The following is a 25,896-nucleotide window of genomic DNA, read 5'->3' as shown; positions in this document are numbered from 1 at the left end:
TTTCGTTGGCGCCGACATAGCAAAAGAACATCGAAGATGGCAGCACGAAAGCGAACCGCCATGCCTTTTGCGCACGCAACGACGCGGGCCGTGTCGCGGGCACCCGACGCCGATCAAAAAAGATAAGGGCAGCGCGGTCTCCCGCACTGCCCTTCTCGACCGACCGCATCCCCATACGGCCCGTCCCCCGTTATTCCTTCCAAATTCCGGAAACGACGTATTTCCCGGTCAGGTGATTCGCTGGAGCTATTATATCACCTCGACCGTTGTTCCGACATTGACCCGTTCGTAGAGATCGACAACGTCCTCGTTGCGCATGCGGATGCAGCCCGACGACACCGCTCCGCCGATCGTCCACGGCTGGTTGGTGCCGTGGATACGGTATTCGGTCGTGCCGAGATAGAGCGCACGGGCGCCAAGCGGATTTTCGATGCCGCCGGCCAGGTAGGTCGGCAGATAGCGGCCCTTGGCGGCCTCGCGCTTGATCATTGCCGCCGGCGGACGCCAGTCCGGCCACTCGCGCTTGTTGGTGATCTTGTGTGTGCCCGACCATTCGAAGCCGGGCTTGCCGGTGCCGACGCCATAGCGCCGTGCCTTGCCGTTCTTCTCGACCAGGAAGAGGAAATTCTGCGTCGTATCGATGACGATCGTGCCCGGCTTCTGCGGGCCGTCATAGGCGACTTCCTGCGGCAGGTAGACCGGGTTGATCTGTGGGCGCATCACCATGCGCTTGGCCGGCGGCTGCACGGCGGCCGTCTGCACCCGGTCGGGCTGTGCCGGTTGCGCGGTGCGCAGGCGCGGCTGCTGCACGATTTGGCGGCTCTGCCGCACGATGCCGGGCGCGCGGCCAAGCTGCAGCACCCAGGGGGCGGAAAGATCGGGGCTCACCATGACCGGCGGCCTGTCGGCATAGCGGTCGCCAGCGGCCGAGGGGGTGACGCCGGCAAATACAGCCACGGCGCCGAGCACGGAAAACAAAACTCTCTTCATCGGGAACGCACCTTGATCGTCTGATACAACCGGGTGGAAACGCTCCCGGTTCAGCGATCATTGGCGCGCAAGCAGCAACCGAAACATGAATCGGAATGCGTAAAATGCGGTTCTGCCAGTAAACCCTTTGGTGTGGTTACCGCCCGGTTCAGGAATCTGGTAAAGCCACGGTAAAAGCGGCGCGGAAGCGCGTTAACGGATGGATTTTTCGCAATGAGCAATGAAAACACCGGCCTGCTTGCCGGTCCCGACGGTGTCGCGCGCTGCTTCTGGCATGGCAACCTGCCCGATTATCTCCATTACCATGACCATGAATGGGGCCGGCCGGTGGCCGATGACCGCAGGCTGTTTGAAAAAATCTGCCTCGAAGGCTTCCAGTCGGGCCTCTCGTGGCTGACCATATTGCGCAAGCGCGAGAATTTTCGCGAGGCCTTCGCCGGCTTCGACTTCGACAAGGTCGCCGCTTTCACCGACAAGGATGTCGAGCGCCTGCTCGGCAATGCCGGCATCATCCGCCATCGCGGCAAGATCGTCTCGACCATCAACAACGCCAAGCGCGCCCGCGAGATGGTGGACGAGTTCGGCTCGCTCGCCGCCTGGTTCTGGAAATTCGAACCCGGCAAGGAGGAGCGGCCCAGAATTGTCGATCTCGCCCATTTGCGTGCCAATCCGACCACGGCGGTCTCGGTGCGGATTTCGAAGGAATTGAAGAAGCGCGGCTGGAGCTTTGTCGGCCCGACCACGGTCTATGCCTTCATGCAAGCCATGGGCCTGGTCAACGACCATCTCGAAGGTTGCGTCTGCCGCAAGCAGGTCGAGAAGGAACGGAAGGCTTTCAAGCGGCCGAAGTGACGTTCAGGTGCCGTTGGCGCTGGCCAGGAAAAGTCCGGCAATGATTGCCACCACCGTCGCCACCGTCGGATAGATGACCAGCAGCCCGGTCACCAGCGCTTCGCGCAGGGAAGTCCCGTTGTCGGTGGCGGCCGGCACATCGAACGGGCCCGCAGCCTGGCCAAGCACTTTCGGTGCATGGATGCCCGCCGGGCGCAGCCGCGCCGGCAGCGCGCCAGCGTCGCCATCGGCATGGAATTTCACTGCGCTGGTCATATTCCCGAACCCCTTCATGTCGATGCGCTGTATCGGCTCCGATTGTGTCGGTACGATGCCGCGCTCATGCGCGATTGTTTCATTTTCCGTGCGTTTTTGTTTCACGGAAGTTCGCTTCTGTCTTCTCTTGATCCGGGCTGGTCCGAGGCGGCGACCCTTGCCGCTCTGGGCTTCATCGGTTAGGACACGCGCGTTGCGAAAATCGCAACATTGTTGACCTGCAAGCATCACGAAACTCCGGGCAAGCATCTCATGGCCGATAAATCGGAAAAGACGAAAGCGCGGCTGCCGCGCGGTTTTGCCGACCGCAGCGCCGAGGACATTCGCGCCGTCGAGAAGATGATGGCGACGATCCGCTCGGTGTACGAGCTCTACGGCTTCGAGCCCGCCGACCAGCCGTTGATCGAATACACCGATGCGCTCGGAAAATTCCTGCCCGACCAGGACAGGCCCAATGAAGGCGTGTTCTCGTTCCAGGATGATGACGACCAGTGGCTGTCGCTGCGTTACGACCTGACCGCGCCGACGGCGCGTTTCGTCGCCGAGAATTACGAACGCCTGCCAAAACCCTATCGCAGCTACCGCTCCGGCTGGGTGTTCCGTAACGAAAAGCCCGGCCCCGGCCGCTTCCGCCAGTTCATGCAGTTCGACGCCGACACGATCGGCACGCCGGGTGTCGCCGCCGACGCCGAAATGGCGATGATGATGGCCGACGTGATGGAAGCGCTCGGCATCAAGCGCGGCGACTATGTGATCCGGGTCAACAACCGCAAGGTGCTCGATGGCGTGCTGGAGGCAATCGGCCTCGGCGGTGATGAAAATTCCGGACGCCGCCTGACCGTGCTGCGCGCGATCGACAAGCTGGACAAGCTCGGCCCGGAAGGCGTGAAGCTTCTGCTTGGGCCGGGGCGCTGGGATGGCGGCAAGGAAGGCGAGGGCGATTTCGCCAAGGGTGCCGGCCTGGATGACAAGCAGGCCGGGGCGGTTCTCCTGGCGACAGCGCGCAATGCACAGGGCCAGGATGCCAGCGTCAACGCCAACGCGACTTACCAGGAAGGCGTCGGCGAACTCGCGACGATTGAAGCCCTGGTCCGGGCCGCCGGATACGGCGAAGATCGCATCGCCATGGACCGCTCCGTCGTGCGCGGCCTCGAATATTACACGGGCCCGGTCTTCGAGGCCGAGCTTCTGGCCGAAATCCCCAACGAGGACGGCCAGATCGTGCGCTTCGGCTCGGTTGGCGGTGGCGGCCGCTATGATGGCCTCGTCTCGCGCTTCCGTGGCGAACCGGTGCCGGCGACGGGCTTCTCCATTGGCGTTTCCAGGTTGATGACGGCGCTGAAGAACCTCGGCAAGCTCGACAGCGCCGACGTGATAGCACCGGTCGTCGTGCTGGTCATGGACAAGGATACCGAGAGCCTCGGCCGCTACCAGAAGATGGTGGGCGAATTGCGCGCGGCCGGCATCCGCTCCGAAATGTATCTCGGCGGCGCCGGGATGAAGGCGCAGCTCAAATATGCCGATAGGCGCGGCTGCCCGGTCGCAATCATCCAGGGTGGCGACGAGCGCGCCAAGGGCGAGCTGCAGATCAAGGATTTGATCGAAGGCGCGCGCATGTCCGCCGAAATCACCGACAACGCCGAATGGCGCGCCGCCCGCCCGGCGCAAGTCACGGTGGCGGAAAGTGAACTGGTCGCCGAGGTGAAGAAGATCCTGGTGGCGCAGGCTGCCGATCGCGCGAAATAAGAGCGCGGCCAGTGACCTCGCGCTATCCCGCCATTGCAGCCGACATCACCAGCCTCTTCGCCGCGCGCGACACGCACGCGGTCGAGGTTGCCGTCCTGCAGCCGGCGGACCCGTTCCTTGACATGGCCGGAGAGGATCTGCGGCGCCGCATCTTCCTCACCGAAAGCGAGACCGGGCAAACATTGTGCCTGCGGCCTGAATTCACCATTCCGGTCTGTCTCGACCACATAAGCTCGCAGGCCGGCACGCCGCGCCGCTATTCCTATCTGGGCGAAGTGTTCCGCCAGCGTCGCGAAGGCGGCAATGAATTCTTCCAGGCCGGCATCGAGGATCTTGGCGACCGCGACACGGCGCAAGCCGATGCCCGCTCGGTGGCCGATGCGCATGCGCTGCTGTCGCTGGTGCTGCCCGGCCAGCCGCTGACGGTCACGCTCGGCGACCAGGGCATCTTCGAAGCGGTGCTGGCCGCACTCGGTCTGCCGCGCGGCTGGCGCATGCGGCTGGCCCGTGCCTTCGGCTCGGCGCCGATGCTGCAGGCGGCACTTGCCGATCTCGCCAACCCGCCGCGCAACGGCCAGCTCTCAGGCGATGTCGCCGCCCTTGTCCTCGATGGCGATCTCGAAGGTCTCTCGACCCACATCGCAGGCGGCATGGAAGAGGCTGGGCTTTCGGCAACGGCCGGGCGCTCACCGTCCGACATTGCGCGGCGATTGATCGAGAAGGCCGAATTGCGCAGCGTGAGGCTGTCGAATGAGGCCTTCGCGGCATTGAAAAGCTTTCTGGCGATCGACGTGCCACTCGATGGCGCGGCTGAGGCGCTGGAGACCTTCGCCGCTGGTGCCGGGCTTTCACTGGGTGCCGCGCTGGAAAAATTCGCCGCCCGTGCCCGGGCGATCGAGGCGCATGGCTTGCCGGCAGGAAACATCCGCTATGACGCCGCCTTCGGCCGTCCGCTCGATTACTACACTGGTGTGGTCTTCGAAATCGCGGTGCAGGATAACGAGCGCCCCTTGGCTGGCGGCGGCCGCTACGACCGGTTGCTGACATTGCTTGGCGCCAAGACGGCCATCCCCGGCGTCGGCTTTTCGGTTTGGCTCGACCGCATCGAGGCGTTGCGGGAGACGGCACCATGATCACCTTGGCCATTCCGTCGAAGGGCCGGCTGAAAGAGCTGGCGCTGGACGTGCTGGCCAGGGCCGGCCTCGCCATCAGCCTGCCCGGCGACGAGCGCAAATATCACGCCCGCGTCGAGGGTCTGGACAATGTCGAGGTCGCCTTCCTGTCGGCGTCCGAAATAGCGGGCGAGATCGGCCAGGGTGCGGTCGATCTCGGCATCACCGGCGAGGATTTGGTGCGGGAAAACCTGGCCGACTGGGAAGCGCGCGCGGAAATCGTCGCCCGTCTAGGCTTCGGCCATGCCGACGTCGTGGTGGCCGTGCCCGAGATCTGGCTCGATGTCGACACCATGGCCGACCTCGACGACGTTGCCGCCGATTTCCGCCAGCGTCATGGCAGGCGGCTGAGGATTGCCACCAAATACTGGCGGCTGACGCAGCAATTCTTCTCGCAGAAGCACGGCATCCAGGTCTATCGCATCGTCGAAAGCCTGGGGGCCACCGAAGGCGCGCCGGCGGCCGGACTTGCCGATGTCATCGTCGACATCACCACGACCGGTTCGACGCTGCGGGCCAACCATCTCAAGGTGCTGGGCGACGGCGTCGTGTTGAAGTCGCAAGCCTGTCTGGTCGCGTCGAAGAAGGCGCGTGCCACAGGTGATGAAGCCATCTTGCGCGACATCGTCACGAAGATGGCGGCGGCGGTCGGGTAACGATCGCTCCCCTCCACGGAACAAAACTCCAGTACCATCGACGGGATTTCCACCGTCCCGGCAGGCTGATAGGCTCGATGCGGCCTGGGAGGAGACAGCGATGCCGGTCAATCTCGACGAGCTGAAGAACGCCACCAATCTGCGCGGCCGCGGCGCGCGCGCCGGCAGCGTCTTTATCGCACCCGTCGATGGCAGGGCGCATGTCTCGGGCGAGCGCAAGGTACCGCTGCTCGACAAGACCATTCCGGCACTTTTTTCCGACACCGCCAGCAGATACGCCACGCAGGATGCCGCCGTTTTCGTCGGCCAGGACAAGCGCTTCACCTGGAGCGAACTGTCGGACACGGTGGATGCGCTGGCCGCCGGCTTCCTGGCGCTCGGTCTCGAAAAGGGTGACCGCGTTGGCATCTGGTCGCCCAACAGGTGGGAATGGCTGGTGACGCAGTTCGCCACCGCCCGCATCGGCCTGATCCTGGTCAACATCAACCCGGCCTACCGGCTGACCGAACTCGAATATGCGCTGAACAAGGTCGGCTGCAAGGCGCTGGTGACGGCCGCCAGTTTCAAGACCTCGGACTATCTCGGCATGATCGAGACGCTGGCGCCGGAGATTGCCAAGGCGACACCGGGCAAGCTCAAGGCAAGCAAATTGCCGTCGCTCAGGATCGTCATCCGCATGGGCGACGAGAATTCGCCAGGCATGTTCAATTTCGCCGACGTGCTGGCCATGGCCGGCCGCGACGAGCATGACAGTCTCGACCGCATTTCAGAGGGACTGAAGCCGAACGATGCGATCAACATCCAGTTCACCTCGGGCACGACGGGCGCGCCCAAGGGTGCGACGCTGACCCATTTGAACATTGTCAACAACGGCAATTTCGTCACCTCGGCGATCAAGCTCACCGTCGACGACCGGCTCTGCATCCCGGTGCCGCTCTATCACTGCTTCGGCATGTCGATGGGCACGATGGGCTGCGTGTCGAAGGGCGCGACCATGGTTTTCCCGGGCGAGGGTTTCGATCCCGGCGCGACGCTGAAGGCCGTGGCGCAGGAGCGCTGCACCGGCCTTTATGGCGTGCCGACCATGTTCGTCGGCATGCTCGATCATGCCGATTTCAGCGCCTTCGATCTCTCCAGCCTGCGCACCGGCATCATGGCCGGCTCGCCATGCCCGATCGAGGTGATGAAAAAGGTGGTGTCGCTGATGCATATGTCTGAGGTGACCATCGCCTACGGCATGACCGAGACCAGCCCGGTCTCCTTCCAGAGCGGCGTCGACGATCCGCTGGAAAAACGCGTCTCGACGGTTGGGCGCATCCACCCTCATGTCGAGGTCAAGGCCGTCGATTCCGACGGCGCCACCGTTGCCGTCGGCGCGCCGGGCGAACTGTGCACGCGCGGCTATTCGGTGATGAAAGGCTATTGGGACGACGAGGACAAGACCCGCGAGGCGATAGACAGCGACGGCTGGATGCACACCGGAGACCTCGCCACCATCGATGCCGAGGGCTATTGCAACATCGTCGGACGGGTCAAGGACATGGTCATCCGCGGCGGCGAGAATGTCTATCCGCGCGAGGTCGAGGAGTTCCTCTATCGCCATCCCAAGGTCAGGGAAGTGCAGGTGTTCGGCATTCCCGACCAAAAATATGGCGAGGAACTGTGCGCCTGGATCGTGCTCAAGCCCGGCCAGATCGCCACCGAACAAGAGATCAAGAACTTCTGCGCCGGCCAGATCGCGCACTACAAGATCCCCCGCCACATCCGCTTCCGCACCGAATTGCCGATGACGGTGACCGGCAAGCCGCAGAAGTTCCTGATGCGCCAGGCGATGGTGGAAGAGCTGGGGCTGGTGGCGCAGAAGACGGCGTGAGCAGGGGGGAAGCGCCGAGGGTTTCAGCATCGTTCCTTACCTCACATTTCGGATTTGAGGTGATCGATGAAGGCGCGCAGCTTGGGCAGGATCTGGCGTTTGCCCGGGTGATAGAGGAAGACGCCGGGCGTCGTGGCGGAGATGCCTTCCAGCACCGGCTTGAGTTTTCCCGCGGCGATCGGATTTTCGGCGACCGGTCGAGGGATCTGCGCCAGCCCTACGCCTTGCATCGCGGCCCCCAGCAATGTCGGATAGTCATGCGCGATCAGCGGGCCTGAGACCGCCGCCTCGATCGTTCCATTGCCGTCGACGAAGGACCAGGGCGCGATGGCGCCGTTCGAGCGGCGCAAGCGCAGGCAGGCGTGGTGGCGAAGGTCGTCGACGCGCTCGGGGCGGCCGCGGCGCTTGAGATAGTTGGGGCTGCCGACAACCACGAACGAGAATGCCGGAGTGAGCCGTACCGCGATCATGTCCGGTGCGATGAACTGGCCGAGGCGGATGCCGGCATCGAACCCGCCGGTCGCCAGGTCGACCATCTCGTCGCTCGCGGCGATCTCCAGTTCGATCTCGGGATAGGCTCGGCAGAACGAGGCGATCATCGGCTCCAGGATCAACGGCACGACGGCGCGCGGGACGGACAGGCGCAGCAGGCCGGTCGGGCGCTGGCCGAGATCACGCGCGGCCTCGCCGGCCGCGACGATCTCCTCGAAGGCGGGGCCGGCACGGTCGAGGAACCGCTGACCGCCCTCGGTCAGGCCGACGCTGCGTGTCGTGCGGACAAACAGCGCCGCACCGAGCCGCGCTTCCAGCGCGCGCACCGCCTGGCTCACGGCCGACGCTGTCACGCCGAGATCGGCGGCGGCGCGGCGGAAGTTGCGGCGCCTGGCGACAGCCAGGAACACCTCGACGCCGTCGAGCGCACCGTGCCGGATTGTGTAGTTCTGCTTCATGGGTTGTTGTGATTACAGCGGATAGTCGAACGATGGAAGCGGGTTTAGGTAAGAGCCCGAGAGACAGGAGCATCTTGCCATGACCAATGAACTTGATGGAGTGCGCGACCACTATCGCGCGACTGGCCTGACCGAGCGGCTGAGGGCGGTGCTGGCCGACCTCGGCCCGGAGGATCAGCTTCTCACGCCGCAGCAGCTGGGCGCCCTCGACCAGTTTCACACCCGCGGGCTTGCCGCGACGGCTGAGCTTGCCCAATTGGCTGACATCACCGCCGGCATGTCGGTTCTCGACGTCGGTTCGGGCGTCGGCGGGCCGGCGCGCTTCCTGGCTGCGACCTATGGCTGCCGGGTTACCGGCGTGGACCTCAGCGAGCCTTTCGTGGATGCCGCGCGCTATCTGACCGGGCGCACGGGGCAGGGTGGGCAGTTGTCGTTCCAGACCGCCAGTGCGCTGGAGCTTCCGTTCGATGACGGCTGCTTCGACATCGTGCTGCTGCAGCATGTGGCGATGAACATCTCCGAGCGGGCGCGGCTGTACCGCGAGATTCGGCGCGTGCTGAAGTCAGGCGGCAGGTTTGCAACTTTCGATGTCGTGTTGGGCAGCGGCCAGCCGCACTATCCGCTTCCCTGGGCGCGAACACCGGCGACGAGCTTCCTCCTGACAAGCGACGCGACGCGCAAGGCGATCGAACCGGCCGGCTTCCATATGCTGGCATGGCAAGACGACACGGAGGCCGCCAAGGCCTGGTTCGCGCAGTTGCGTGCGTCTGGTCCGCCGCCGTCGCCAAATCTCGGCGTGGTGATGGGATCGGACTTTGCCGAGCTTGCAGCCAATCTGGGACGAAATCTCATGGAAAGCCGGCTCGGAGTCCTGACAGCGGTGTTCGAGGCCGCATCGACCAACAGTTGACAGGAGACCGCAATGTCGACGGAAATCCTTTTCTAGACCCATCTCGTTCTGGGTTATGTCGCGTGGCTGCTTTGCTTCGCTGCGTATATCTGGCCGTGGCTGAGCTCGATCGACCGCGTCGCGGCGCAACGCGCGATCGCCACGCTGCACAGCTTTCGCTTCTTCGGGCTCGTCTTTATCCTTCCGGGCGTCGTCAGCCCAGACCTGCCCGCCAGCTTTGCCACCTTCGCCGCTTATGGCGACTTCGCAACGGGGGTGCTGGCCATGCTGGCGCTGCTCACGGTGCGGATACGCCAGCTCTTCCGGCCGTTCGTCGTCGCCTTCAATGTCGTCGGGGTGGTCGACCTCATCGTGGATTATTATCAAGCCATTCAGGCCGACCTCCCGGCCCATGCAGGATTGTTTGGCGCCACCTACGCCATCCCCGTCATCTACGTGCCGCTGCTGATGATCACGCACGTCACCGCATTCTATTTTCTGCTGCGCCCGCACCGGAACGCGACACGCACCGTCGCCAACGAGGCGACGGCTTCGTAGATTGTTTGGAGATCGGCTGGGCGTCCCGCAACCCGCCGCCGCTACGCCCCTTGCTGGCGACGGCCGGTCCGCATTTCGCTCGGTCGCGGCGCCGAACCCGGCTCCTGCACGAGCGGTCCAAGCAGCACCTCTCCGAACAGCGGCTGGTAGCTTCTGCGCACCGCCGGATCCTCCTTGAAGGACAGCGCGTACTGGCCGATCTGGTGGAAATAGGTGATGCGCGCCCTGACCAGGCTTTCATCCTCGGGATAGCCCATGGCGCGGAAGGAGCGGATCAGGAGCGCGATGCGCAGGTCGTCCATGTCCTTGACCTCCTGCGTCAGTTTCTTCGACGTGCGCGACCAGTCGCGTACCGCCAGGTCAAGCAGAGGGCTGAACGGCGCTTCGTCCACCCAGACATGCACGATGTCGGTGAAGAACTGCAGGCCGTCTATGTCGTGCATGTCGCGCATCGCCCAGAACGGCGCGCAATTGATGTCGCGCCATTCCTGCAGCAGGCTGTCGCGAAGGTCGGCCAGGCTGGCGAAGTGGAAGTAGAAGGAGCCGCGCGTCACCTTGAACTGTTGGGCGAGGCGGTCGATCTTGACCTCGCCGATGCCGCGCTTTTCCAGCACCTTGCGTGCCGCCGCGATCCAGGCCTCGCGACTCAGCGTCTGCCGCGCCGCCTTCGCAGGCGGGGCGGCTTTGGACGGTCTCTTGCCTCTGGCAGGGGTGCTGTCCGCTTTCATCTGATCAAGACCTTCATCGCCATGCCCAACGCCTGCAATCTGTTTGCCGGCTCCGATGCGCTTCGCGACTCTTCGAGTGTCCATCTATCGCGGAACGCCGGGCTCAGGGCAATGCGCTGATCCGCTCCAGCATGAGTTCGAAGAACGGCGCCGGGTCGATGCGCCGCAGCACGTTGCAGTTCTTGCGCCGGCCGGTCACGTGCCACCAGTCGACGACGGTCATGCCGATCGTCTCCGGCGAGACGATGTCGACCGTCACCGCGCACTGGCGCTGCTCATAGATCTGCGGCGCCAGCAGATAGCCGGTGACGCAGGCATCGTGGATGGGGCGCGCCGGCGTTTCGAATTTGTGCGTGCCGTACTGGCGGAAGAAGTCGGCCAGATTGGCCGCCTCGATCGCGGCGCGGCTGCCGGTGGCGCGCAGGCGGTCGAGCCACTCGGGCGTCATCAGCGCGGTGTAGGTGCAGTCTATGCCCGCCATGGTCACCGGCACGCCGCTGTCGAACACCTTGTGCGCCGCATGCGGGTCGACGAAGATGTTGAACTCGGCCGCGGGCGTGGCGTTGCCGCCCTGGAAGAAGCCGCCGCCCATCAGCACCACTTCGCGCAGCCGGGGCACGATCCTCGGCTCCATGGTCATCGCCATGGCGAGATTGGTCATCGGCCCGAGCGTGCAGACGGTCAGCTCGCCCTCCGGTGCATCCATGATGGTCCGCACCATGTAGTTGACGGCGTGTTCGTCCTGCAGCCGCGTCACCGGCTCGGGAAGGTCGGCGCCGTCAAGACCGGTTTCGCCATGGACATACTCGGCCGTGATCAGCTTGCGTACCATCGGCGCTGGGCATCCGGCATGGACCGGCACATCGGGCCGCCCTGCAAGCTCGACGACCTTGAGTGCATTCTTCGACGTCAGGGCCAGCGGCACATTGCCACCGACCGTGGTGATGCCAACCACGTCGAGCTCGGCCGGAGAGCCCAGTGCGAAAAGGATGGCGAACGCGTCGTCCTGGCCCGGATCGGTGTCGATGATGATCTTGCGTGGTGCCATGATGCCGCGACTCTCCTTTTGCCATCGAAAGCCTATTGATGAGGCCGTTCGGATGTGTAGAAATACAGTACTGTATCTTATGTTCAAGACAGGGTGTTCGAAAATGGATGCACAAGAGCGCGGCGATTTTTCCGAAATTCCGATCCTCGACGTTTCGGCGCTCTATGGCGACGACGAAGCCGCGATCCGGGCAACGGCGGCGACGCTGCGCCGCTATCTCGAGACGATCGGCTTCCTCTACGTGACCGGCCATCCCATTCCGCGCGCCGACGTCGAAGCCGTTCGCGAAGCCTCCAAGCGCTTCTTTGCCTTGCCCGAGGAGGAAAAGGCGAAGCTCAAGATCGACAAGAATTTCCGCGGCTTCCTGCCCTTTGCCGGCTCGACCATCGTGACCTCGTCGGTGGCGACCGTCAGCAAGCCGAACCAGAGCGAATCGATCTTCTTCATGCACGAGGTCGGCGCCGACGATCCTAGGGCCCTGGCCGAAAAGCCGCTGCAAGGTCCCAACCAGTGGCCGGACGAGGCCACGGTGGCGGGCTTCAGGCAGACGATCGAGCGTTATGTCGATGAGATGGGCACGCTTGCCCGCAAGATGGTCCGCGCCATCGCGCTCTCGCTGGGACTGCCTTCCGACAGCCTCGACCGCTATTTCGAGCAGCCGACGACCTTTCTGCGGCTGCTGCACTATCCGACCCAGCCTCAGGAAGAAGGGCTCTTCGGTTCTGCGCCGCATACCGACTATGGCTTCATCACCTTGCTGGCTCAGGACAATGTCGGCGGCCTCGAGGTCAAGAACAAGGCGGGAGATTGGGTTCCCGCGCCCCCGGTCCCGGATTCCTTCGTGATGAATGTCGGCGACATCCTGGCGCGCTGGTCCAATGACCAGTTTGTCTCGACGCCGCACCGCGTCATCAACCGGTCGGGACGCGAGCGCTATTCGCAGCCCTTCTTCTTCGATCCCTCCATGGACGAGATCATCGAGGCGCTGCCGGTCTGCGTGCCGGCCGGCACGCAGCCGAAATACGCACCGGTACTCTATGGCGACTATCTGATGGAGCGCATCGACAAGAACTACCACTATCGCAAGAAGAAGGCGGCCGAAGCGGCAGGCGCTTAAGCGAATGTCGAGCCCGAGCAGGTCCCTGAACGGAGGCCGGCTCGGGCTTTGCCTGGTGAAGACTGCAAACAAGCAAGAAAGGGGAACAGCATGAATGCATATCTGCGAACGGCCAGCCTTGCGCTGGCGATATCCACCATGGCCTGGGGCGGGGTTTCCCGGGCCGCCGAGGTTGCGAAATCCACCGACGTCAAGCAGAGCGGAACGCTCGCTGTCGCCAACACGCTGGACTATGCGCCGTTCGAATATCTGGATGCCGACGGCAAGCAGACCGGCATCATCATCGAACTCGCGGGCGAGGTGGCCAAGCTGGTCGACGCCAAGCTTGATGTTCAGCGCACGCCATTCCCCTCGATGATCCCCGGCCTGGCCGCTGGTCGCTTCAAGATCGCCTGGGAGACGTTCTCGGCCACGCCCGAACGGCTGAAGCAGGTCGATTTCGTCATGTTCCTGAAGGCCGGTCTCGCCGTCTCGACCTCGCCCGACAAGAAGGCGAGCTTCAGCGGCGACATGCCGCTTTGCGGCAAGCGCATCGGCGTTTCGGCCGGCAGCGCCTCCGACTTCCTGGTCGACAAGCTCGGCAAGGAGTGCACCGACAAGGGCCAGGCGGCCATCGAGAAGTCGGTCTTCAACTCCTCGACCGATATCGTCCAGGCCGTGCTGTCCGACCGTGTCGACGCGCGCATGGACGATGCGACCGCGTCGAGCTATTTCGAGGTGACGAGCAAGGGCCAGCTGGTGGTGTTGCCGACGCTTTACGAGGTCGCGCCGCTCGGCATGGCGATCGCCAAGGACGATAAGGAAACCGCCGACATGATGGTGGGCGCGCTCGCCGAGCTGTTCAAGAACGGCACCTACAAGGCTATTCTCGACAAGTACGGCATGGGCGCTTACGCCATCAAGGAACCCTACTTCGTCGGGACCATGGACGCGCTGCGCGCCGAATAGAAACGACCCGGCGCCTGATCATCGGTCAGGCGCCGGCCAGCAATCAGGAGACGATTGATGGGCGTGGCCCACCCGACCGAGATCGGCGTCGAGCCGGGCGTTGCCGCTGCCGTGTCGCGACTGACCGTCGTGCCGCAGCGCCGCTATGGCATCTGGATCGGCACGGCGTTCGCCTTGCTGCTGGCGTTCCTCATCATTCGCGCCTTCGCCAGCAATCCGGCCTTCGCCTGGAGCACGGCCGCCGGCTACCTGTTCCACCCCTCGATCATGCGCGGCCTTGGCAACACGCTGGTACTCACCGTCATCATCATGGTGTTGGCGATCGTGGTCGGCACTGTCATCGCCATCATGCGGGTATCGCCAAGTCAGGTGCTGCGCGCCTTCGCGGGCGTCTATGTCTGGTTCTTCCGGGGTGTCCCGGCGCTGATCCAGCTGATCTTCTGGTTCAACCTGTCGCTGCTGGTGCGCGAAATCTCGCTCACTGTGCCTTTCCTGGGCACGCTTTTTTCCGTACGAACAAATGATTTCATGACCCCGTTCTTCTCCGCTGTCGTTGCGCTTTCGCTGTGCGAGGCCGGCTACATGGCCGAGATCATCCGCGCTGGCATCAAGTCCGTGCCGTCGGGCCAGTCGGAAGCGGCGAGCGCGCTCGGCATGCCCTACCGCATGATCCTGAAGCGCATCACCCTGCCGCAAGCCATGCGCTTCGTGCTGCCGCCCACCGGCAACGAGGCGATCAACCTCCTGAAGATGACCTCGCTGGTGACCTTCATCGCCGTTGATGACCTGTTCTATACGGCGCAGAGCATCTATGCCCGTACCTTCGAGACGATCCCGCTCCTGATCGTGGTCGCCTTCTGGTACCTGGCCGTGGTCAGCATCATGTCGGTCGGGCAGCATTTCCTGGAGCGCCATTTCGGCCGCAGCGACACGCGCCGTGATCCCCTGGCGATGCGCGCCTTGCGCAACTTGATCAGCCTGCGCGGCGTTGCCCGATGAGCGACGTGAAGTCCGAAAATCGCGCCCGCTTCGGCGTCCCGGCCGATTCCATGGTGTTCGCGCGCGGCGTGCGCAAAACCTATGGCCAGCTTGAAGTGCTCAAGGGCGTCGACTTCGACGTGGCCGAGGGGACGGTGGCCTGCATCATCGGTCCATCGGGATCCGGCAAGAGCACGTTCCTGCGCTGCATCAACCATCTGGAAAAACTCAGCGGCGGCATCCTGTTGGTGGACAGCCAGTTCGTCGGCTACGACCTCCAGGGCGACAAGCTCTACGAGGTCAAGGACGATCTCCTGTGTCAGCGCCGGGCCGAGATCGGCATGCTGTTCCAGTCGTTCAACCTGTTCTCGCACATGACGGTGATGGAGAACCTGATCGAGGCGCCGACACAGGTGCGGCGCATCCCCGTCGACCAGGCCAAGGCCGAGGCGGAAGTCCTGCTTCGCCGCGTCGGCCTTGCCGACAAGGTCGACCGCTATCCGCGCGAACTGTCCGGTGGCCAGCAGCAGCGCGTGGCCATCGCGCGTGCCATGGCGATGAAGCCGAAGGTGCTTCTGTTCGATGAGCCGACATCGGCGCTCGACCCTGAACTGGTCGGCGAGGTGCTGCAGGTGATGCATGATCTGGCCGAGAGCGGCATGACGATGGTCGTCGTCACCCACGAGATCGGCTTTGCCCGCGAGATCGGCGATCAGCTCGTTTTCATGGACGGCGGCGTGATCGTCGAACGCGGCGTGCCGCGCGAGATGATCGCCAGCCCGAAATCGCCGCGCACCCGCGAGTTCTTGTCTCGGGTTCTCTAGGCAATTCCAGGAAAAGTGTGAAACGGTTTTCCGTCCGGAATTACGTCAAAACAAAGGAATAGAGTGGTTCGGTGTCTCCGCGAGACGATGAAACCGCTCCATCGTCCGGCTGGTCGCTTCTCACGCCGCCAGCATCGCCGCGCCGAGGCTGCGGATGATCTTGGCGAGTTCGACGCATTCACCATGCCTTGCATTGTTGCGCCGCCAGGCAAGGCAGATCATGCGTTGCGGCATCGGCTCCTGGAACGGCACGATCTTGAGGTCGGGGATGGTGCCGGCGGGTCCGGCCGCCATTTCGGGGATGAGCGTGACGCCGAGGCCATGCGCCACCATCTGCAAGAGCGTGGTCAGGCTGGTGGCGCCGTAGCTTGCCATCGCCACCGGACGGACATTGCCGCAGACCGCCAGCGCCTGTTCGCGCAGGCAATGTCCTTCCTCCAGCAGCATCAGCCGCTCCAGTGCCGGGCTCTCAGGCGGAACCGGCGGCGAGGCGAAGGCCGGATCGCCGGCTGGCACGGCGAGGAAGAACCGGTCCGGAAACAGTGCCTCGGTGGTCAGGCCCGGATGATCGAGCGGAAGTGCCGCGATGAAAGCGTCGAGCTTGCGTGATGCGGTGTCCTCGACCAGGGAGGTCGTGACGGCCTCGCGCAATTCCAGCAGCAAGGCCGGAAAATGCTTCTTCAGTTCGGGCAGGGCGCGCGGCAGAAGATAGGGCGCGACGGTCGGGATGATGCCCAACCGGAAGCGCCCCTCCATGGCCGTGCGGCCGCGCCGGGCTGTCGTTTCGACGTCGCGTATGTCGGCCAGGATGCGTTCGATACGCGGCAGAAGGGCAACCGCCTCGTCGGTCATTCGGACCGATTTGCCGCCGCGCTCGAACAGCCGGCAGTTCAGCCGTTGCTCCATCTCGGCGATCTGCGAGGACAGCGCCGGCTGGCTGACACCGGCGAGTTTTGCCGCGCGTCCGAAATGCAGCGTCTGCGCCAGCGCGTCGAAATAGTGCATCTGTCGGACAGTCAAGCCTATCATAAGAAAATCCTATCGAAATGAACAGGAAAGGCAATTTGTTTTTATCAGCAATGCGGCCTAGTCTGGAATCATTCCAGATTGGTGCGGTCGCTGGCCGGCCCCAAGATCTCGGCAAAATCAACCTCGGCAAAAACAAACCTCGGCAAAATCGGAGCACTAAGATGGACGCGAAAACCGACGACAACAGCGCGGGCAAATGCCCTGTGGCGCATGGATCCGCCGGCCGGGCCAACCGTGACTGGTGGCCGAACCAGCTGAATGTCCAGATCCTGCATCAGCAATCGTCTCTGTCCGACCCGATGGGCGAAGCGTTCGACTATGCCGAGGAATTCAAGAGCCTCGACCTCGACGCCGTCATCAAGGATCTGCATGCGTTGATGACCGATTCGCAGGAATGGTGGCCGGCCGACTTCGGCCATTACGGGCCGCTATTCATCCGCATGGCGTGGCACAGCGCCGGCACCTACCGCATCGCTGACGGCCGTGGCGGCGCCGGAGCCGGCCAGCAGCGTTTCGCGCCGCTGAACAGCTGGCCGGATAACGTCAACCTCGACAAGGCCCGCCGGCTGCTGTGGCCGATCAAGCAGAAATATGGCCGCAAGATCTCCTGGGCCGACCTTCTGATCCTGACAGGCAACGTCGCGCTGGAATCTATGGGCTTCAAGACCTTTGGCTTTGCCGGCGGCCGCGCCGATGTGTGGGAGCCCGAGCAGGACGTCTACTGGGGCCCCGAAGGCAAGTGGCTGGCCGACGAGCGCTACAGCGGCGACCGTGACCTGCAGAACCCGCTCGCCGCCGTGCAGATGGGCCTGATCTACGTCAACCCGGAAGGGCCGAACGGCAAGCCTGATCCGCTGGCTTCGGCGCGCGATATCAGGGACACCTTCGCCCGCATGGCCATGAACGACGAGGAAACCGTCGCGCTCATCGCCGGTGGCCACACATTCGGCAAGACCCATGGCGCTGGCGATGCGGCACTTGTCGGCGTAGAGCCGGAAGGCGCCGACATCGAGCAGCAGGGTCTTGGCTGGGCGAGCAAATTCGGCACCGGCAAGGGCGGTGACGCCATCGGCAGCGGTCTGGAAGTCATCTGGACGACGACGCCGACCAAATGGAGCAACAACTTCTTCGACAATCTGTTCGGCTTCGAATGGGAGCTGACCAAGAGCCCGGCCGGCGCGCATCAGTGGACGCCGAAGGGTGGCGCGGGCGCCGGCACGGTGCCGGACGCGCACAATTCGGCCAAGCGCCACGCCCCCTCCATGCTGACCACCGATCTCGCCTTGCGCTTCGATCCGTCTTACGAGACGATCTCGCGGCGTTTCCACGAGAACCCGGATCAGTTCGCCGACGCATTCGCCCGCGCCTGGTACAAGCTGACCCACCGCGACATGGGCCCGGTCGCGCGCTATCTCGGCCCGCTCGTTCCCAAGGAAGAGCTGCCCTGGCAGGACATCATCCCGGCGGTCGATCATGTGCTGATCGACGAGCAGGATGCCGAAGCGCTCAAGGCCAGAATCCTGGCCTCCGGCCTGTCGGTGTCGCAGCTGGTCTCGACGGCGTGGGCTTCGGCCTCGACCTTCCGTGGTTCTGACAAGCGCGGCGGCGCCAATGGCGCGCGCATTCGCCTCAGCCCGCAGAAGGACTGGGCCGTCAACCAGCCGGCCGAACTCGCCAAGGTGCTCGAAAAGCTCGAAGCGATCGCCAAGGACTTCAACGCCGCGCAGGCCGGCGGCAAGAAGGTCTCGCTTGCCGACCTTATCGTTCTCGGCGGCAACGCGGCCATCGAGAAGGCCGCGAAGGCCGCCGGCCACAGCGTGGACGTTCCCTTCTGGCCAGGCCGCATGGACGCCTCGCAGGAGCAGACCGACATTCACTCCTTCGCGCCGCTGGAACCGACCGTTGACGGTTTTCGCAATTATGTCAGCGGCACGCAGCGGCTGACCGTCGAGGAGGCGCTGGTCGACCGTGCGCAGTTGCTGACGCTGACGGCGCCGGAATTGACCGTCCTCGTCGGTGGACTGCGGGTTCTCGGCGCCAATGTCGGGCAGTCCAAGCATGGTGTCTTCACCAAGCAGCCGGAAACGCTGAGCAACGACTTCTTCGTCAACCTGCTCGACATGGGCACGGAGTGGAAGGCGACGTCCGATGCCAAGGACGTGTTCGAAGGCCGCGACCGCAAGACCGGTGAAGTCAAGTGGACCGGCACTCGTGCCGATCTCATCTTCGGCTCACACTCGCAGCTGCGCGCTCTTGCCGAAGTCTATGCGACCGCGGACGCCAAGGCGAAGTTCGCGAAAGACTTCGTCGTGGCATGGACCAAGGTGATGAACGCCGACCGCTTCGACATCGCCGGCTGATCAAGAAAGAGCTCTATCCAACAAAAAAGGCGCGGGCCACGGCCCGCGCCTTTTGCATTCAGGCTCTTGAAATCAATCCTTCTCGAAGACGCGCGCCTTGGCGACGACGCCGGCGATGGCGCCGCCGATAAGCGGTGCGACGATGAACAGCCAGAGCTGGCTGAGTGCGGTGCCGCCGGTGAACAGCGCCGGGCCTATCGAGCGCGCCGGATTGACCGACGTGCCGGTGACCGGGATCATGGCGAAGTGAATACCCGCCAGCGTCAGGCCGATGACCAGCCCGGCAAATGCTGTCGAGTGCTTTTCAGCGGTAACGCCAAGGATGACGGTGACGAAGGTGAAGGTGCCGATCAGCTCCCACAGGAAGGCCGAACTCATCCCCCATTTTGCCACGTCCCACCCATTGGCGCCGAAGTTGGTGATGGGTTCGCTGGTCTTGCCGGAGACGATGATCCACAGCGCCAGCGAAGCCAGGATGGCACCGATGATCTGCGCGATCCAATAGGGGATGACGTCCTTGGCCGGCAACCGCCCGGCAAGAAAGACACCGAGCGTCACCGCCGGATTGAGATGCGCGCCCGAAATCGGGCCGATCGCGTAGGCAGCGGCGATGAGGCCTATGCCGAACGCCAGACCGATGCCTTCCTGGCCGAGTGGCAGCGCGCCTCCGAAGCCGCCCGTCACCACCGACGCCGTGCCGATGAACACCAACAGAAATGTGCCCAGAACTTCCGCCAAATAAGTTTTCATTGCCCTCTCCTCGTAGCGATCCGCCGGTCCGCGTTTTCCACGCCGCGAATCATGGTGTGAAGAGTATTACCAACCGAAAAACTTGGAAAGCAGAGCGGTTGTCCCACAGGTCGTGCTTGCGGTCGGCAGTTGCGAACATTAGACACCTTGCATTTATTGATCGATCTGCTGTTGCCGGCGCGCGAGATTTATTGATCGGACAGATTTCGGACGGCCTCTTCGTCGCGAGACGGAGCGGGGTTCAATCCGGACGCGAAAGGCTCTAAGAGCAGGCGATAGATCACGATTTGATGGAATGACCGATGCGACTGGGCGGACGGCTGGCTGCGGCCATCGAAGTGCTGGAGGACATTGGCCGGCGTCACCGGCCGGTGGCCGATGCGCTGAAGGATTGGGGCCTGTCACATCGCTTCGCTGGCGGCGGTGATCGCGCGGCCATCGGCAACATCGTCTACGACGCGCTGCGCCACAAACGCTCCGCCGGCTGGTTGCTTGGCGAAGACACGCCGCGCGCCATCGGCTTCGGCGCATTGTTGCTGGAATGGAGCCAGACGGCGCAGTCGCTCAACGACACGCTCGACGGTGACAAGTTCGCACCGCCGCTGCTCAGCACCACCGAGCTGCAGACGATCGCCGGTCGCCGGCTTGCCGATGCCCCATCTGCGGTGCGGGCCGACATACCCGATTGGTGCCAGCCGCTTTTCGAACGGGCCTTTGGCGAGGCATGGGTCGGGGAGGGCGCGGCGCTGGCGACCCGCCCGCCGCTCGACATCAGGGTCAACACGCTGCAGGCCGATCGTGCCAAGGTCCTCAAGGAACTGGCCGATACCGGGGCGCAGGCCGCGCGGATCGCGCCGCTCGGTATCCGCATTCCGCCGATCGATGGCGACGGCAGGCATCCGAACGTTCAGTCCGAGCCGGCCTTCCAGAAAGGCTGGTTCGAGGTGCAGGACGAGGGCTCGCAAATAGCGGCGACGCTTGCCGGCGCCGAGGCCGGCATGCAGGTGCTGGACTTCTGCGCCGGCGCCGGCGGCAAGACACTGGCGCTGTCGGCATCGATGGACAATCGGGGCCAGATCTTTGCCCATGATGCCGAAAAGGCGCGGCTGGCGCCGATTTTCGACCGCATCCGACGCTCGGAAAACCGCAATGTGCAGGTCGTCACCAAGCCGGCCGAACTCGCTCCGCTCTCTGGCCATATGGATATCGTGCTGGTCGACGCGCCCTGCACCGGCAGCGGCACCTGGCGGCGCCGTCCCGATGCGAAATGGCGGCTGACGCAAAGGCAGCTCGATGCCCGCAAGGGTGAGCAATCCGCGATCCTCGATGCCGCCAAGGCGTATGTGAAGCCCGGCGGCCTGCTGGTCTACATCACCTGCTCTGTGTTCGACGAGGAGAACGGCGAACAGGTCGCCGCGTTTCGCGAGCGCGACAGTGGCTTTGCCCCGCTCGATCACCGCGCGCTCTGGGATAGCTGTTTTCCGGGCCACGAGGCGGCCGCGAGAATTGGCGCTGGCGTGGATATTTCGCTGTCTCCGGCGCTGAGCGGCACTGACGGGTTTTACTTCTGCGCCATGCGCAAGGTGAGTTGAACGCTGCCGTTGACAAGGAGCGCCGGTGCCCCAGTTGCAGATGCGCGGCGCCGTGTCGCTGTGGGGGTGGGATTCTTGAAAAAATATCTGTCGTTGCTGCTTTTCCTTGTCCTGGTGCTCGGTGGAGGCTTGCTGATCGGCTATGCGACGTTGCCGGGCGCCTGGTATGCATCGCTGGTGAAGCCGCCCTTCAATCCGCCCAACTGGGTCTTCGCGCCCGCCTGGACACTGCTCTACGTGCTGATCGCGGTGGCCGGCTGGAGAACGTGGGAGCGAGCACCGGCAGGAGCGGCGATGAAGATCTGGGGCCTCCAGCTCGCCCTGAATTTCCTATGGTCACCGACCTTCTTCGGCGCAAGGATGATGGGACCCGCCTTGGTCGTCATCGTGCTCCTTCTCGCCAGCATCGTGCTGTTCATCGTGAGAGCCTGGAACCGCGACCGGCTTTCGGGCTGGCTGTTCGTGCCTTACGCGGCATGGGTGGCCTTCGCCGCCACCCTCAACGCTTCGCTCCTGTGGTTGAACTAGGTCCCTCCAATGTCGTTTTGTTGCAGTGCAGCAAAAGCATTTGCCTGCCGCCCATGCCTCTGCGATAAGCTTCTCCGGCAAAACTGAAGGCAATTGCGATGGCAGCAAAGATCGTACCGGCTCCGGACTATGAGGATCGTGTCAGGGCGTCCTTCGCGCGCCAGCAGGCGATGGCCACGATCGGCGCCGAACTGACACTGGTGACGCCCGGCATCATCGAAATCGAGATGCCCTATTCCGCGGCACTGACCCAGCAGCACGGCTTCCTGCATGCCGGTGTCATCTCGACGGCGCTGGATTCGGCTTGCGGCTATGCGGCCTTTTCCCTGATGCCGGAAAATTCCGGCGTGCTCACTATCGAGTTCAAGGTCAACCTTTTGGCGCCGGGCAGGGGCGAGCGCTTCCTGTTTCGCGGCTCGGTGACCAAGCCTGGCCGCACCATCATCGTCGCCGATGGCCAGGCCTATGCTTTTGCCGTCGACGGCGAAGCCAAGTTGATCGCGACCATGACGGGGACGATGATGACGGTGGTGGGCCGCGATGGGATTGCGGGCTGATGGCTAATGTTACGCGAATTGGCGGCAGGGATGTCCTCTTCGTCATGGCGGCGCAGGCAGAATATGGTCCACATCTGCAGCGGCTGTTCACGCCCTTGATGACGGGCGTCGGCCCTGTCGAAGCCGCTGTTCGGCTTGGCGCCGAACTCTCCTGGTTGAAGTCGGAAAAGGCGTTGCCGGATCTCGTCGTGTCGCTCGGCTCGGCCGGCAGCCGGACCCTGGAACAAACGGAAATCTATCAGGCCGTCTCGGTCGGTTATCGCGACATCGATGCTTCGCCGCTTGGTTTCGAAAAAGGCGCGACGCCGTTCCTCGACCTGCCGGCCATCGTGCCGTTGCCGCTGCGGATACCCGAAATCAGGGAGGCCACGCTGTCGACCGGCGGCGCGATCGTCACCGGCGGGGCCTACGACACGATCGCGGCCGACATGGTCGACATGGAAACCTTCGCCTGCCTGCGCGCCTGCCAGCTGTTCGATGTGCCCCTGATCGGGCTGCGCGGCATTTCCGACGGCGCGGCTGATCTCAGGCATGTCGGCGACTGGACGGAATATCTGCACGTCATCGACGAGAAGCTGGCTGAGGCCGTCATGCGCCTCGAACAGGCGATCGGGTCGGGTCTGCTGCGGACTGCTCCATCCAATGGCCAGGCAAGACCCGTCTGAAAGTCAGGCTACGCAACCCATTGCGCAGACTCATTTCTTTCTCTAAACGCTCGCCATGACAACAGCCAATCACCCCGACACCGTCCTGATTGTCGATTTCGGCAGCCAGTTTACGCAGCTCATCGCCCGCCGCATCCGCGAGGCCGGCGTGTTTTCCGAGATCGTGCCGTTCCAGTCGGCCGAAGCCGCGTTCAAGCGCATCAATCCCAAGGCTGTGATCCTGTCCGGCGGTCCGGCCTCGACATCTGATATCGGCAGCCCGCGAGCGCCGCAGATCGTCTTCGATGCCGGCGTGCCGGTGCTTGGCATCTGTTACGGCCAGATGGCGATGTGCGTGCAGATGGGCGGTGTCGCCGAAAGCTCCAATCATCGCGAATTCGGCCGCGCCTTCGTCGAGATCGAGAAGGACAGCCCGCTGTTCGAGGGCCTGTGGGCGACGGGCCAGCGGCATCAGGTCTGGATGAGCCATGGCGACCGCGTCATCGCCTTGCCGCCGGGTTTTCAGGTCTTCGGTAAGTCGGAAAGTTCGCCCTTCGCCATCTTCGGCAATGTCGAGCGCCGCATGTACGGCATAATGTTCCATCCCGAGGTTGTGCATACGCCCGATGGCGCGAGGCTGCTCAGGAACTTCGTCCACAACATCGCCGGCATCGAGGGCGACTGGACGATGCGCGCCTACCGCGAGCACGCGGTCGAGGCGATCCGCAAGCAGGTTGGCAAGGGCAAGGTCATCTGCGCACTGTCGGGCGGCGTGGACTCCTCGGTCGCGGCGCTGCTGATCCACGAGGCGGTCGGCGACCAGCTCACCTGCATTCTCGTCGACCATGGCCTGATGCGCAAGGACGAGGCGGCGGGCGTGGTGGCGATGTTCCGCCAGCACTACAATCTGCCGCTGATCCTGGTCGATGCCTCGGAAAAATTCATCTCGGCGCTGGAAGGCGAGGTCGACCCCGAGAAGAAGCGCAAGACCATCGGCCGGCTGTTCATCGAAGTGTTCGAGGAAGAGGCCAAGAAACTCGGCGGCGCCGACTTCCTGGCGCAAGGCACGCTCTATCCCGACGTCATCGAAAGCGTCTCCTTCACCGGCGGTCCGTCGGTGACCATCAAGTCGCACCACAATGTCGGCGGCCTGCCCGAGCGCATGAACATGAAGCTGGTCGAGCCGCTGCGCGAACTGTTCAAGGACGAGGTGAGGGCGCTCGGCAAGGAACTCGGCCTGCCCGAGAGCTTCATCGGCCGCCATCCGTTCCCGGGTCCTGGCCTGGCCATCCGCTGCCCGGGCGGCATCACGCGCGAAAAGTTGGAGATCCTGCGCGAAGCCGACGCCATCTATCTCGACGAGATCCGCAAGGCTGGCCTCTACGACGCCATCTGGCAGGCCTTTGCCGTGCTCTTGCCGGTGCAGACCGTCGGCGTGATGGGCGACGGCCGCACCTACGAATTCGTCTGCGCGCTGCGCGCCGTCACCTCGGTCGACGGCATGACGGCGGACTTCTATCACTATGACATGGCCTTCCTGGGCGCCGCCGCCACGCGCATCATCAACGAGGTCCGAGGCATCAACCGCGTCGTCTACGACGTGACGTCGAAGCCGCCTGGTACGATCGAGTGGGAATGATTTGGGGACGTTCGCGGCCTATCGCGAACTATCGCCAACCCGCTCTAAGCTGCTGATTTAAAAAGCAGAAACCTTCATAATCGATCGCGGACTATCGCGTACAAAAGGACCGTTCCGACGGTCTTTTTGACGGTAATCCGTTTTCTTGTCCGTACGCCAAAATCGCAGCACCGTCAGGCCAATTCGACTGATGACGGTCTTTTTTTTGGAAGCTAAAACGCTGAATTCATTGGAGAAAGCAGCGTTCCAGCAGGCCGAATTTTGCCTGACGGTTTTTGGATCGCAAATCTGTCGATTTCCGCCAGAAACGGAGGTCATCTTGCTGACGGACACAGCGCTTAAACATCTGAAATCCAAGGCAAAAGATTACAAGGTTGCCGACCGTGGCGGTATGTACGTCCTGATCAAGAGCTCGGGCGCGTTGACCTTCCGGTACGACTACCGGATGAACGGCCGGCGCGAGACCGTGACGCTCGGACAATATGGGCCGGACGGCATAACACTCGTCCGCGCGCGCGAGTTGTGCCTCGATGCACGCCGCATGGTTGGGGAGGGTATCTCGCCCGCGCCGCCTGAGGGAAACAAAGAGCTTCGGGGAATTTGGGGACCGCTGGTTCAAGGAGGCACGGATGGCCGACAGCACGCGCGCGCGATGCGCCGGTCGATTTTCGATCGCGACATTGCACCGACCTGGAAAAACCGACTCCTCAAGGAGATTGCACCGGAAGACCTCCGAGCGCTCTGCGGGAAAGTGAAGGACCGAGGAGCGCCGGCGACCGCTATACACGTCCGTGACATCGTCAGGTCGACGATGAAGATCGACATGCCTCCGACCTCTTCTTCACCTGGTCGACCGGCGTGGTGCGGGCGAGCAGGATCATCAGGTCGGAATGCCGGATGCGGGAGATCCACACCTTCTGGCCATCGATGGCCGCCTATCCACTTTCGCGTCCGATGGCGCTCATCTTGTAGCCGCCGAACGGCGCCATGAAGCTGACGGCGCGATAGGTGTTGACCCGGACCGTGCCGGCCCGGATCCTGTCGGCCATGGTGAAGGCGCGGCGGACGTTCGAGGTCCAGACGCCCGATGCCAGCCTGTAGATCCTGTCGTCCTCGAAAGGAATGATCGAGAGGATCGGACCGAAGACATCTTCGCGGGCGATGCGCATGCTGTTGGAGACATCGCCGGAGAGTCGTACCCCTCTTCGGAACA

At 63.6% G+C, this 25,896-nt stretch carries 24 protein-coding genes and 3 pseudogenes; 18 read left to right on the top strand and 9 right to left on the bottom strand.

Annotation, left to right across the window (positions count from 1 at the left end; genetic code table 11):
- Positions 1-249 precede the first annotated feature (249 nt).
- Positions 250-990 (bottom strand): L,D-transpeptidase, encoded by a 741-nt coding sequence (locus EB230_RS28540; RefSeq protein WP_056565264.1) that lies wholly within the window; start codon positions 988-990, stop codon positions 250-252.
- Between the two features lie 213 nt (positions 991-1,203).
- On the opposite strand from EB230_RS28540, the gene EB230_RS28535 reads away from it, so the two are divergent.
- Positions 1,204-1,842, top strand: a complete 639-nt coding sequence (locus EB230_RS28535; protein ID WP_056565261.1) for a DNA-3-methyladenine glycosylase I — start codon at positions 1,204-1,206, stop codon at positions 1,840-1,842.
- A gap of 3 nt (positions 1,843-1,845) precedes the next feature.
- On the opposite strand, the gene EB230_RS28530 is transcribed toward EB230_RS28535, so the two are convergent.
- Positions 1,846-2,202 carry a hypothetical protein gene (locus EB230_RS28530; RefSeq protein ID WP_348646672.1) on the bottom strand — a complete coding sequence of 119 codons (357 nt, stop codon included), beginning with the start codon at positions 2,200-2,202 and terminating at the stop codon, positions 1,846-1,848.
- Positions 2,203-2,349: 147 nt separating this feature from the next.
- Between EB230_RS28530 and hisS the strand changes: the two genes are divergently transcribed.
- The 4 genes from hisS (at position 2,350) to EB230_RS28510 (ending at position 7,544) form a co-directional block, all read left to right on the top strand.
- Positions 2,350-3,843, top strand: a complete 1,494-nt coding sequence (gene hisS / locus EB230_RS28525) for a histidine--tRNA ligase (protein ID WP_056565810.1) — start codon at positions 2,350-2,352, stop codon at positions 3,841-3,843.
- Between the two features lie 11 nt (positions 3,844-3,854).
- Positions 3,855-4,976, top strand: a complete 1,122-nt coding sequence (locus EB230_RS28520; protein WP_172374382.1) for an ATP phosphoribosyltransferase regulatory subunit — start codon at positions 3,855-3,857, stop codon at positions 4,974-4,976.
- The gene (gene hisG / locus EB230_RS28515) at positions 4,973-5,671 is read left to right on the top strand and encodes an ATP phosphoribosyltransferase (RefSeq protein ID WP_172374381.1); all 699 of its coding nucleotides are present in this window, start codon (positions 4,973-4,975) and stop codon (positions 5,669-5,671) included. The genes EB230_RS28520 and hisG overlap by 4 nt, the downstream gene beginning before the upstream one ends.
- A 100-nt stretch (positions 5,672-5,771) precedes the next feature.
- A complete protein-coding gene (locus EB230_RS28510; protein WP_056565252.1) occupies positions 5,772-7,544 on the top strand; it encodes an AMP-binding protein in 1,773 nt (590 codons plus the stop codon).
- 41 nt (positions 7,545-7,585) lie between these two features.
- Here EB230_RS28510 and EB230_RS28505 read toward each other — a convergent pair whose 3' ends face one another.
- The gene (locus EB230_RS28505) at positions 7,586-8,494 is read right to left on the bottom strand and encodes a LysR family transcriptional regulator (protein ID WP_172374380.1); all 909 of its coding nucleotides are present in this window, start codon (positions 8,492-8,494) and stop codon (positions 7,586-7,588) included.
- 100 nt (positions 8,495-8,594) lie between these two features.
- Between EB230_RS28505 and EB230_RS28500 the strand changes: the two genes are divergently transcribed.
- Complete coding sequence (locus tag EB230_RS28500; protein WP_246738865.1) at positions 8,595-9,404, top strand: class I SAM-dependent methyltransferase; 810 nt, start codon at positions 8,595-8,597, stop codon at positions 9,402-9,404.
- A 48-nt stretch (positions 9,405-9,452) separates the two neighbouring features.
- Entirely contained in the window at positions 9,453-9,941 is a 489-nt protein-coding gene (locus tag EB230_RS28495; RefSeq protein WP_246738995.1) for a hypothetical protein, read from the top strand.
- Positions 9,942-9,982: 41 nt separating this feature from the next.
- Here EB230_RS28495 and EB230_RS28490 read toward each other — a convergent pair whose 3' ends face one another.
- On the bottom strand, positions 9,983-10,669 hold the full coding sequence (locus EB230_RS28490; RefSeq protein ID WP_056565807.1) for a TetR/AcrR family transcriptional regulator: 687 nt from the start codon (positions 10,667-10,669) through the stop codon (positions 9,983-9,985).
- Positions 10,670-10,772: 103 nt separating this feature from the next.
- Positions 10,773-11,717 (bottom strand): nucleoside hydrolase, encoded by a 945-nt coding sequence (locus EB230_RS28485; RefSeq protein ID WP_172374378.1) that lies wholly within the window; start codon positions 11,715-11,717, stop codon positions 10,773-10,775.
- Positions 11,718-11,820: 103 nt separating this feature from the next.
- On the opposite strand from EB230_RS28485, the gene EB230_RS28480 reads away from it, so the two are divergent.
- The 4 genes from EB230_RS28480 to EB230_RS28465 all read left to right on the top strand — a co-directional run bounded on the left by EB230_RS28480 (position 11,821) and on the right by EB230_RS28465 (position 15,584).
- Positions 11,821-12,834: an isopenicillin N synthase family oxygenase gene (locus EB230_RS28480; RefSeq protein WP_172374377.1), complete on the top strand. Its 1,014-nt coding sequence runs from the start codon at positions 11,821-11,823 to the stop codon at positions 12,832-12,834.
- A gap of 90 nt (positions 12,835-12,924) precedes the next feature.
- Positions 12,925-13,782, top strand: coding sequence for an ABC transporter substrate-binding protein (locus tag EB230_RS28475; protein WP_056565238.1), 858 nt, complete (start codon positions 12,925-12,927; stop codon positions 13,780-13,782).
- Positions 13,783-13,839: 57 nt separating this feature from the next.
- A complete protein-coding gene (locus EB230_RS28470; protein ID WP_056565235.1) occupies positions 13,840-14,781 on the top strand; it encodes an amino acid ABC transporter permease in 942 nt (313 codons plus the stop codon).
- Positions 14,778-15,584: an amino acid ABC transporter ATP-binding protein gene (locus EB230_RS28465; RefSeq protein ID WP_056565232.1), complete on the top strand. Its 807-nt coding sequence runs from the start codon at positions 14,778-14,780 to the stop codon at positions 15,582-15,584. Before EB230_RS28470 ends, EB230_RS28465 begins: the two co-directional genes overlap by 4 nt.
- A 120-nt stretch (positions 15,585-15,704) precedes the next feature.
- Here EB230_RS28465 and EB230_RS28460 read toward each other — a convergent pair whose 3' ends face one another.
- Positions 15,705-16,613, bottom strand: coding sequence for a hydrogen peroxide-inducible genes activator (locus EB230_RS28460; RefSeq protein WP_056565229.1), 909 nt, complete (start codon positions 16,611-16,613; stop codon positions 15,705-15,707).
- 161 nt (positions 16,614-16,774) lie between these two features.
- Here EB230_RS28460 and katG point away from each other — a divergent pair, with 161 nt between their 5' ends.
- Positions 16,775-18,973, top strand: coding sequence for a catalase/peroxidase HPI (gene katG / locus EB230_RS28455; RefSeq protein WP_172374376.1), 2,199 nt, complete (start codon positions 16,775-16,777; stop codon positions 18,971-18,973).
- Positions 18,974-19,045: 72 nt separating this feature from the next.
- Here the strand turns inward: katG and EB230_RS28450 are convergent, their stop codons facing one another.
- Positions 19,046-19,723, bottom strand: coding sequence for an MIP family channel protein (locus EB230_RS28450; protein WP_172374375.1), 678 nt, complete (start codon positions 19,721-19,723; stop codon positions 19,046-19,048).
- 302 nt (positions 19,724-20,025) lie between these two features.
- Between EB230_RS28450 and EB230_RS28445 the strand changes: the two genes are divergently transcribed.
- The 6 genes and pseudogenes from EB230_RS28445 to EB230_RS28420 all read left to right on the top strand — a co-directional run.
- Complete coding sequence (locus EB230_RS28445) at positions 20,026-21,315, top strand: RsmB/NOP family class I SAM-dependent RNA methyltransferase (protein ID WP_172374374.1); 1,290 nt, start codon at positions 20,026-20,028, stop codon at positions 21,313-21,315.
- Positions 21,316-21,390: 75 nt separating this feature from the next.
- Positions 21,391-21,843 carry a TspO/MBR family protein gene (locus tag EB230_RS28440; RefSeq protein WP_056565217.1) on the top strand — a complete coding sequence of 151 codons (453 nt, stop codon included), beginning with the start codon at positions 21,391-21,393 and terminating at the stop codon, positions 21,841-21,843.
- 98 nt (positions 21,844-21,941) lie between these two features.
- On the top strand, positions 21,942-22,400 hold the full coding sequence (locus tag EB230_RS28435; RefSeq protein WP_013893903.1) for a PaaI family thioesterase: 459 nt from the start codon (positions 21,942-21,944) through the stop codon (positions 22,398-22,400).
- A complete protein-coding gene (locus EB230_RS28430; protein ID WP_172374373.1) occupies positions 22,400-23,065 on the top strand; it encodes a 5'-methylthioadenosine/S-adenosylhomocysteine nucleosidase in 666 nt (221 codons plus the stop codon). Before EB230_RS28435 ends, EB230_RS28430 begins: the two co-directional genes overlap by 1 nt.
- A 55-nt stretch (positions 23,066-23,120) precedes the next feature.
- Positions 23,121-24,683 carry a glutamine-hydrolyzing GMP synthase gene (gene guaA, locus EB230_RS28425; RefSeq protein WP_056565210.1) on the top strand — a complete coding sequence of 521 codons (1,563 nt, stop codon included), beginning with the start codon at positions 23,121-23,123 and terminating at the stop codon, positions 24,681-24,683.
- Between the two features lie 319 nt (positions 24,684-25,002).
- Positions 25,003-25,488, top strand: a pseudogene (locus EB230_RS28420) (Arm DNA-binding domain-containing protein); the annotation flags it as partial.
- On the opposite strand, the pseudogene EB230_RS32780 reads toward EB230_RS28420, so the two are convergent.
- Together EB230_RS32780 and EB230_RS28415 are read right to left on the bottom strand one after the other, a co-directional pair.
- Positions 25,485-25,612, bottom strand: a pseudogene (locus tag EB230_RS32780) (acyl-CoA dehydrogenase); the annotation flags it as partial. The pseudogenes EB230_RS28420 and EB230_RS32780 sit on opposite strands and share 4 nt — an antisense overlap.
- A 9-nt stretch (positions 25,613-25,621) precedes the next feature.
- A pseudogene (locus tag EB230_RS28415) lies at positions 25,622-25,873 on the bottom strand (aldehyde dehydrogenase family protein); the annotation flags it as partial.
- Positions 25,874-25,896: the final 23 nt, after the last annotated feature.

The sequence above is a fragment of the Mesorhizobium sp. NZP2234 genome, assembly GCF_013170765.1.
In the GTDB taxonomy this organism is placed as follows: Bacteria; Pseudomonadota; Alphaproteobacteria; order Rhizobiales; family Rhizobiaceae; genus Mesorhizobium; species Mesorhizobium loti_D.
The sequence above is the reverse complement of the archived record's forward strand: the minus strand, read 5'-3'. Positions and strand labels throughout refer to the sequence as shown.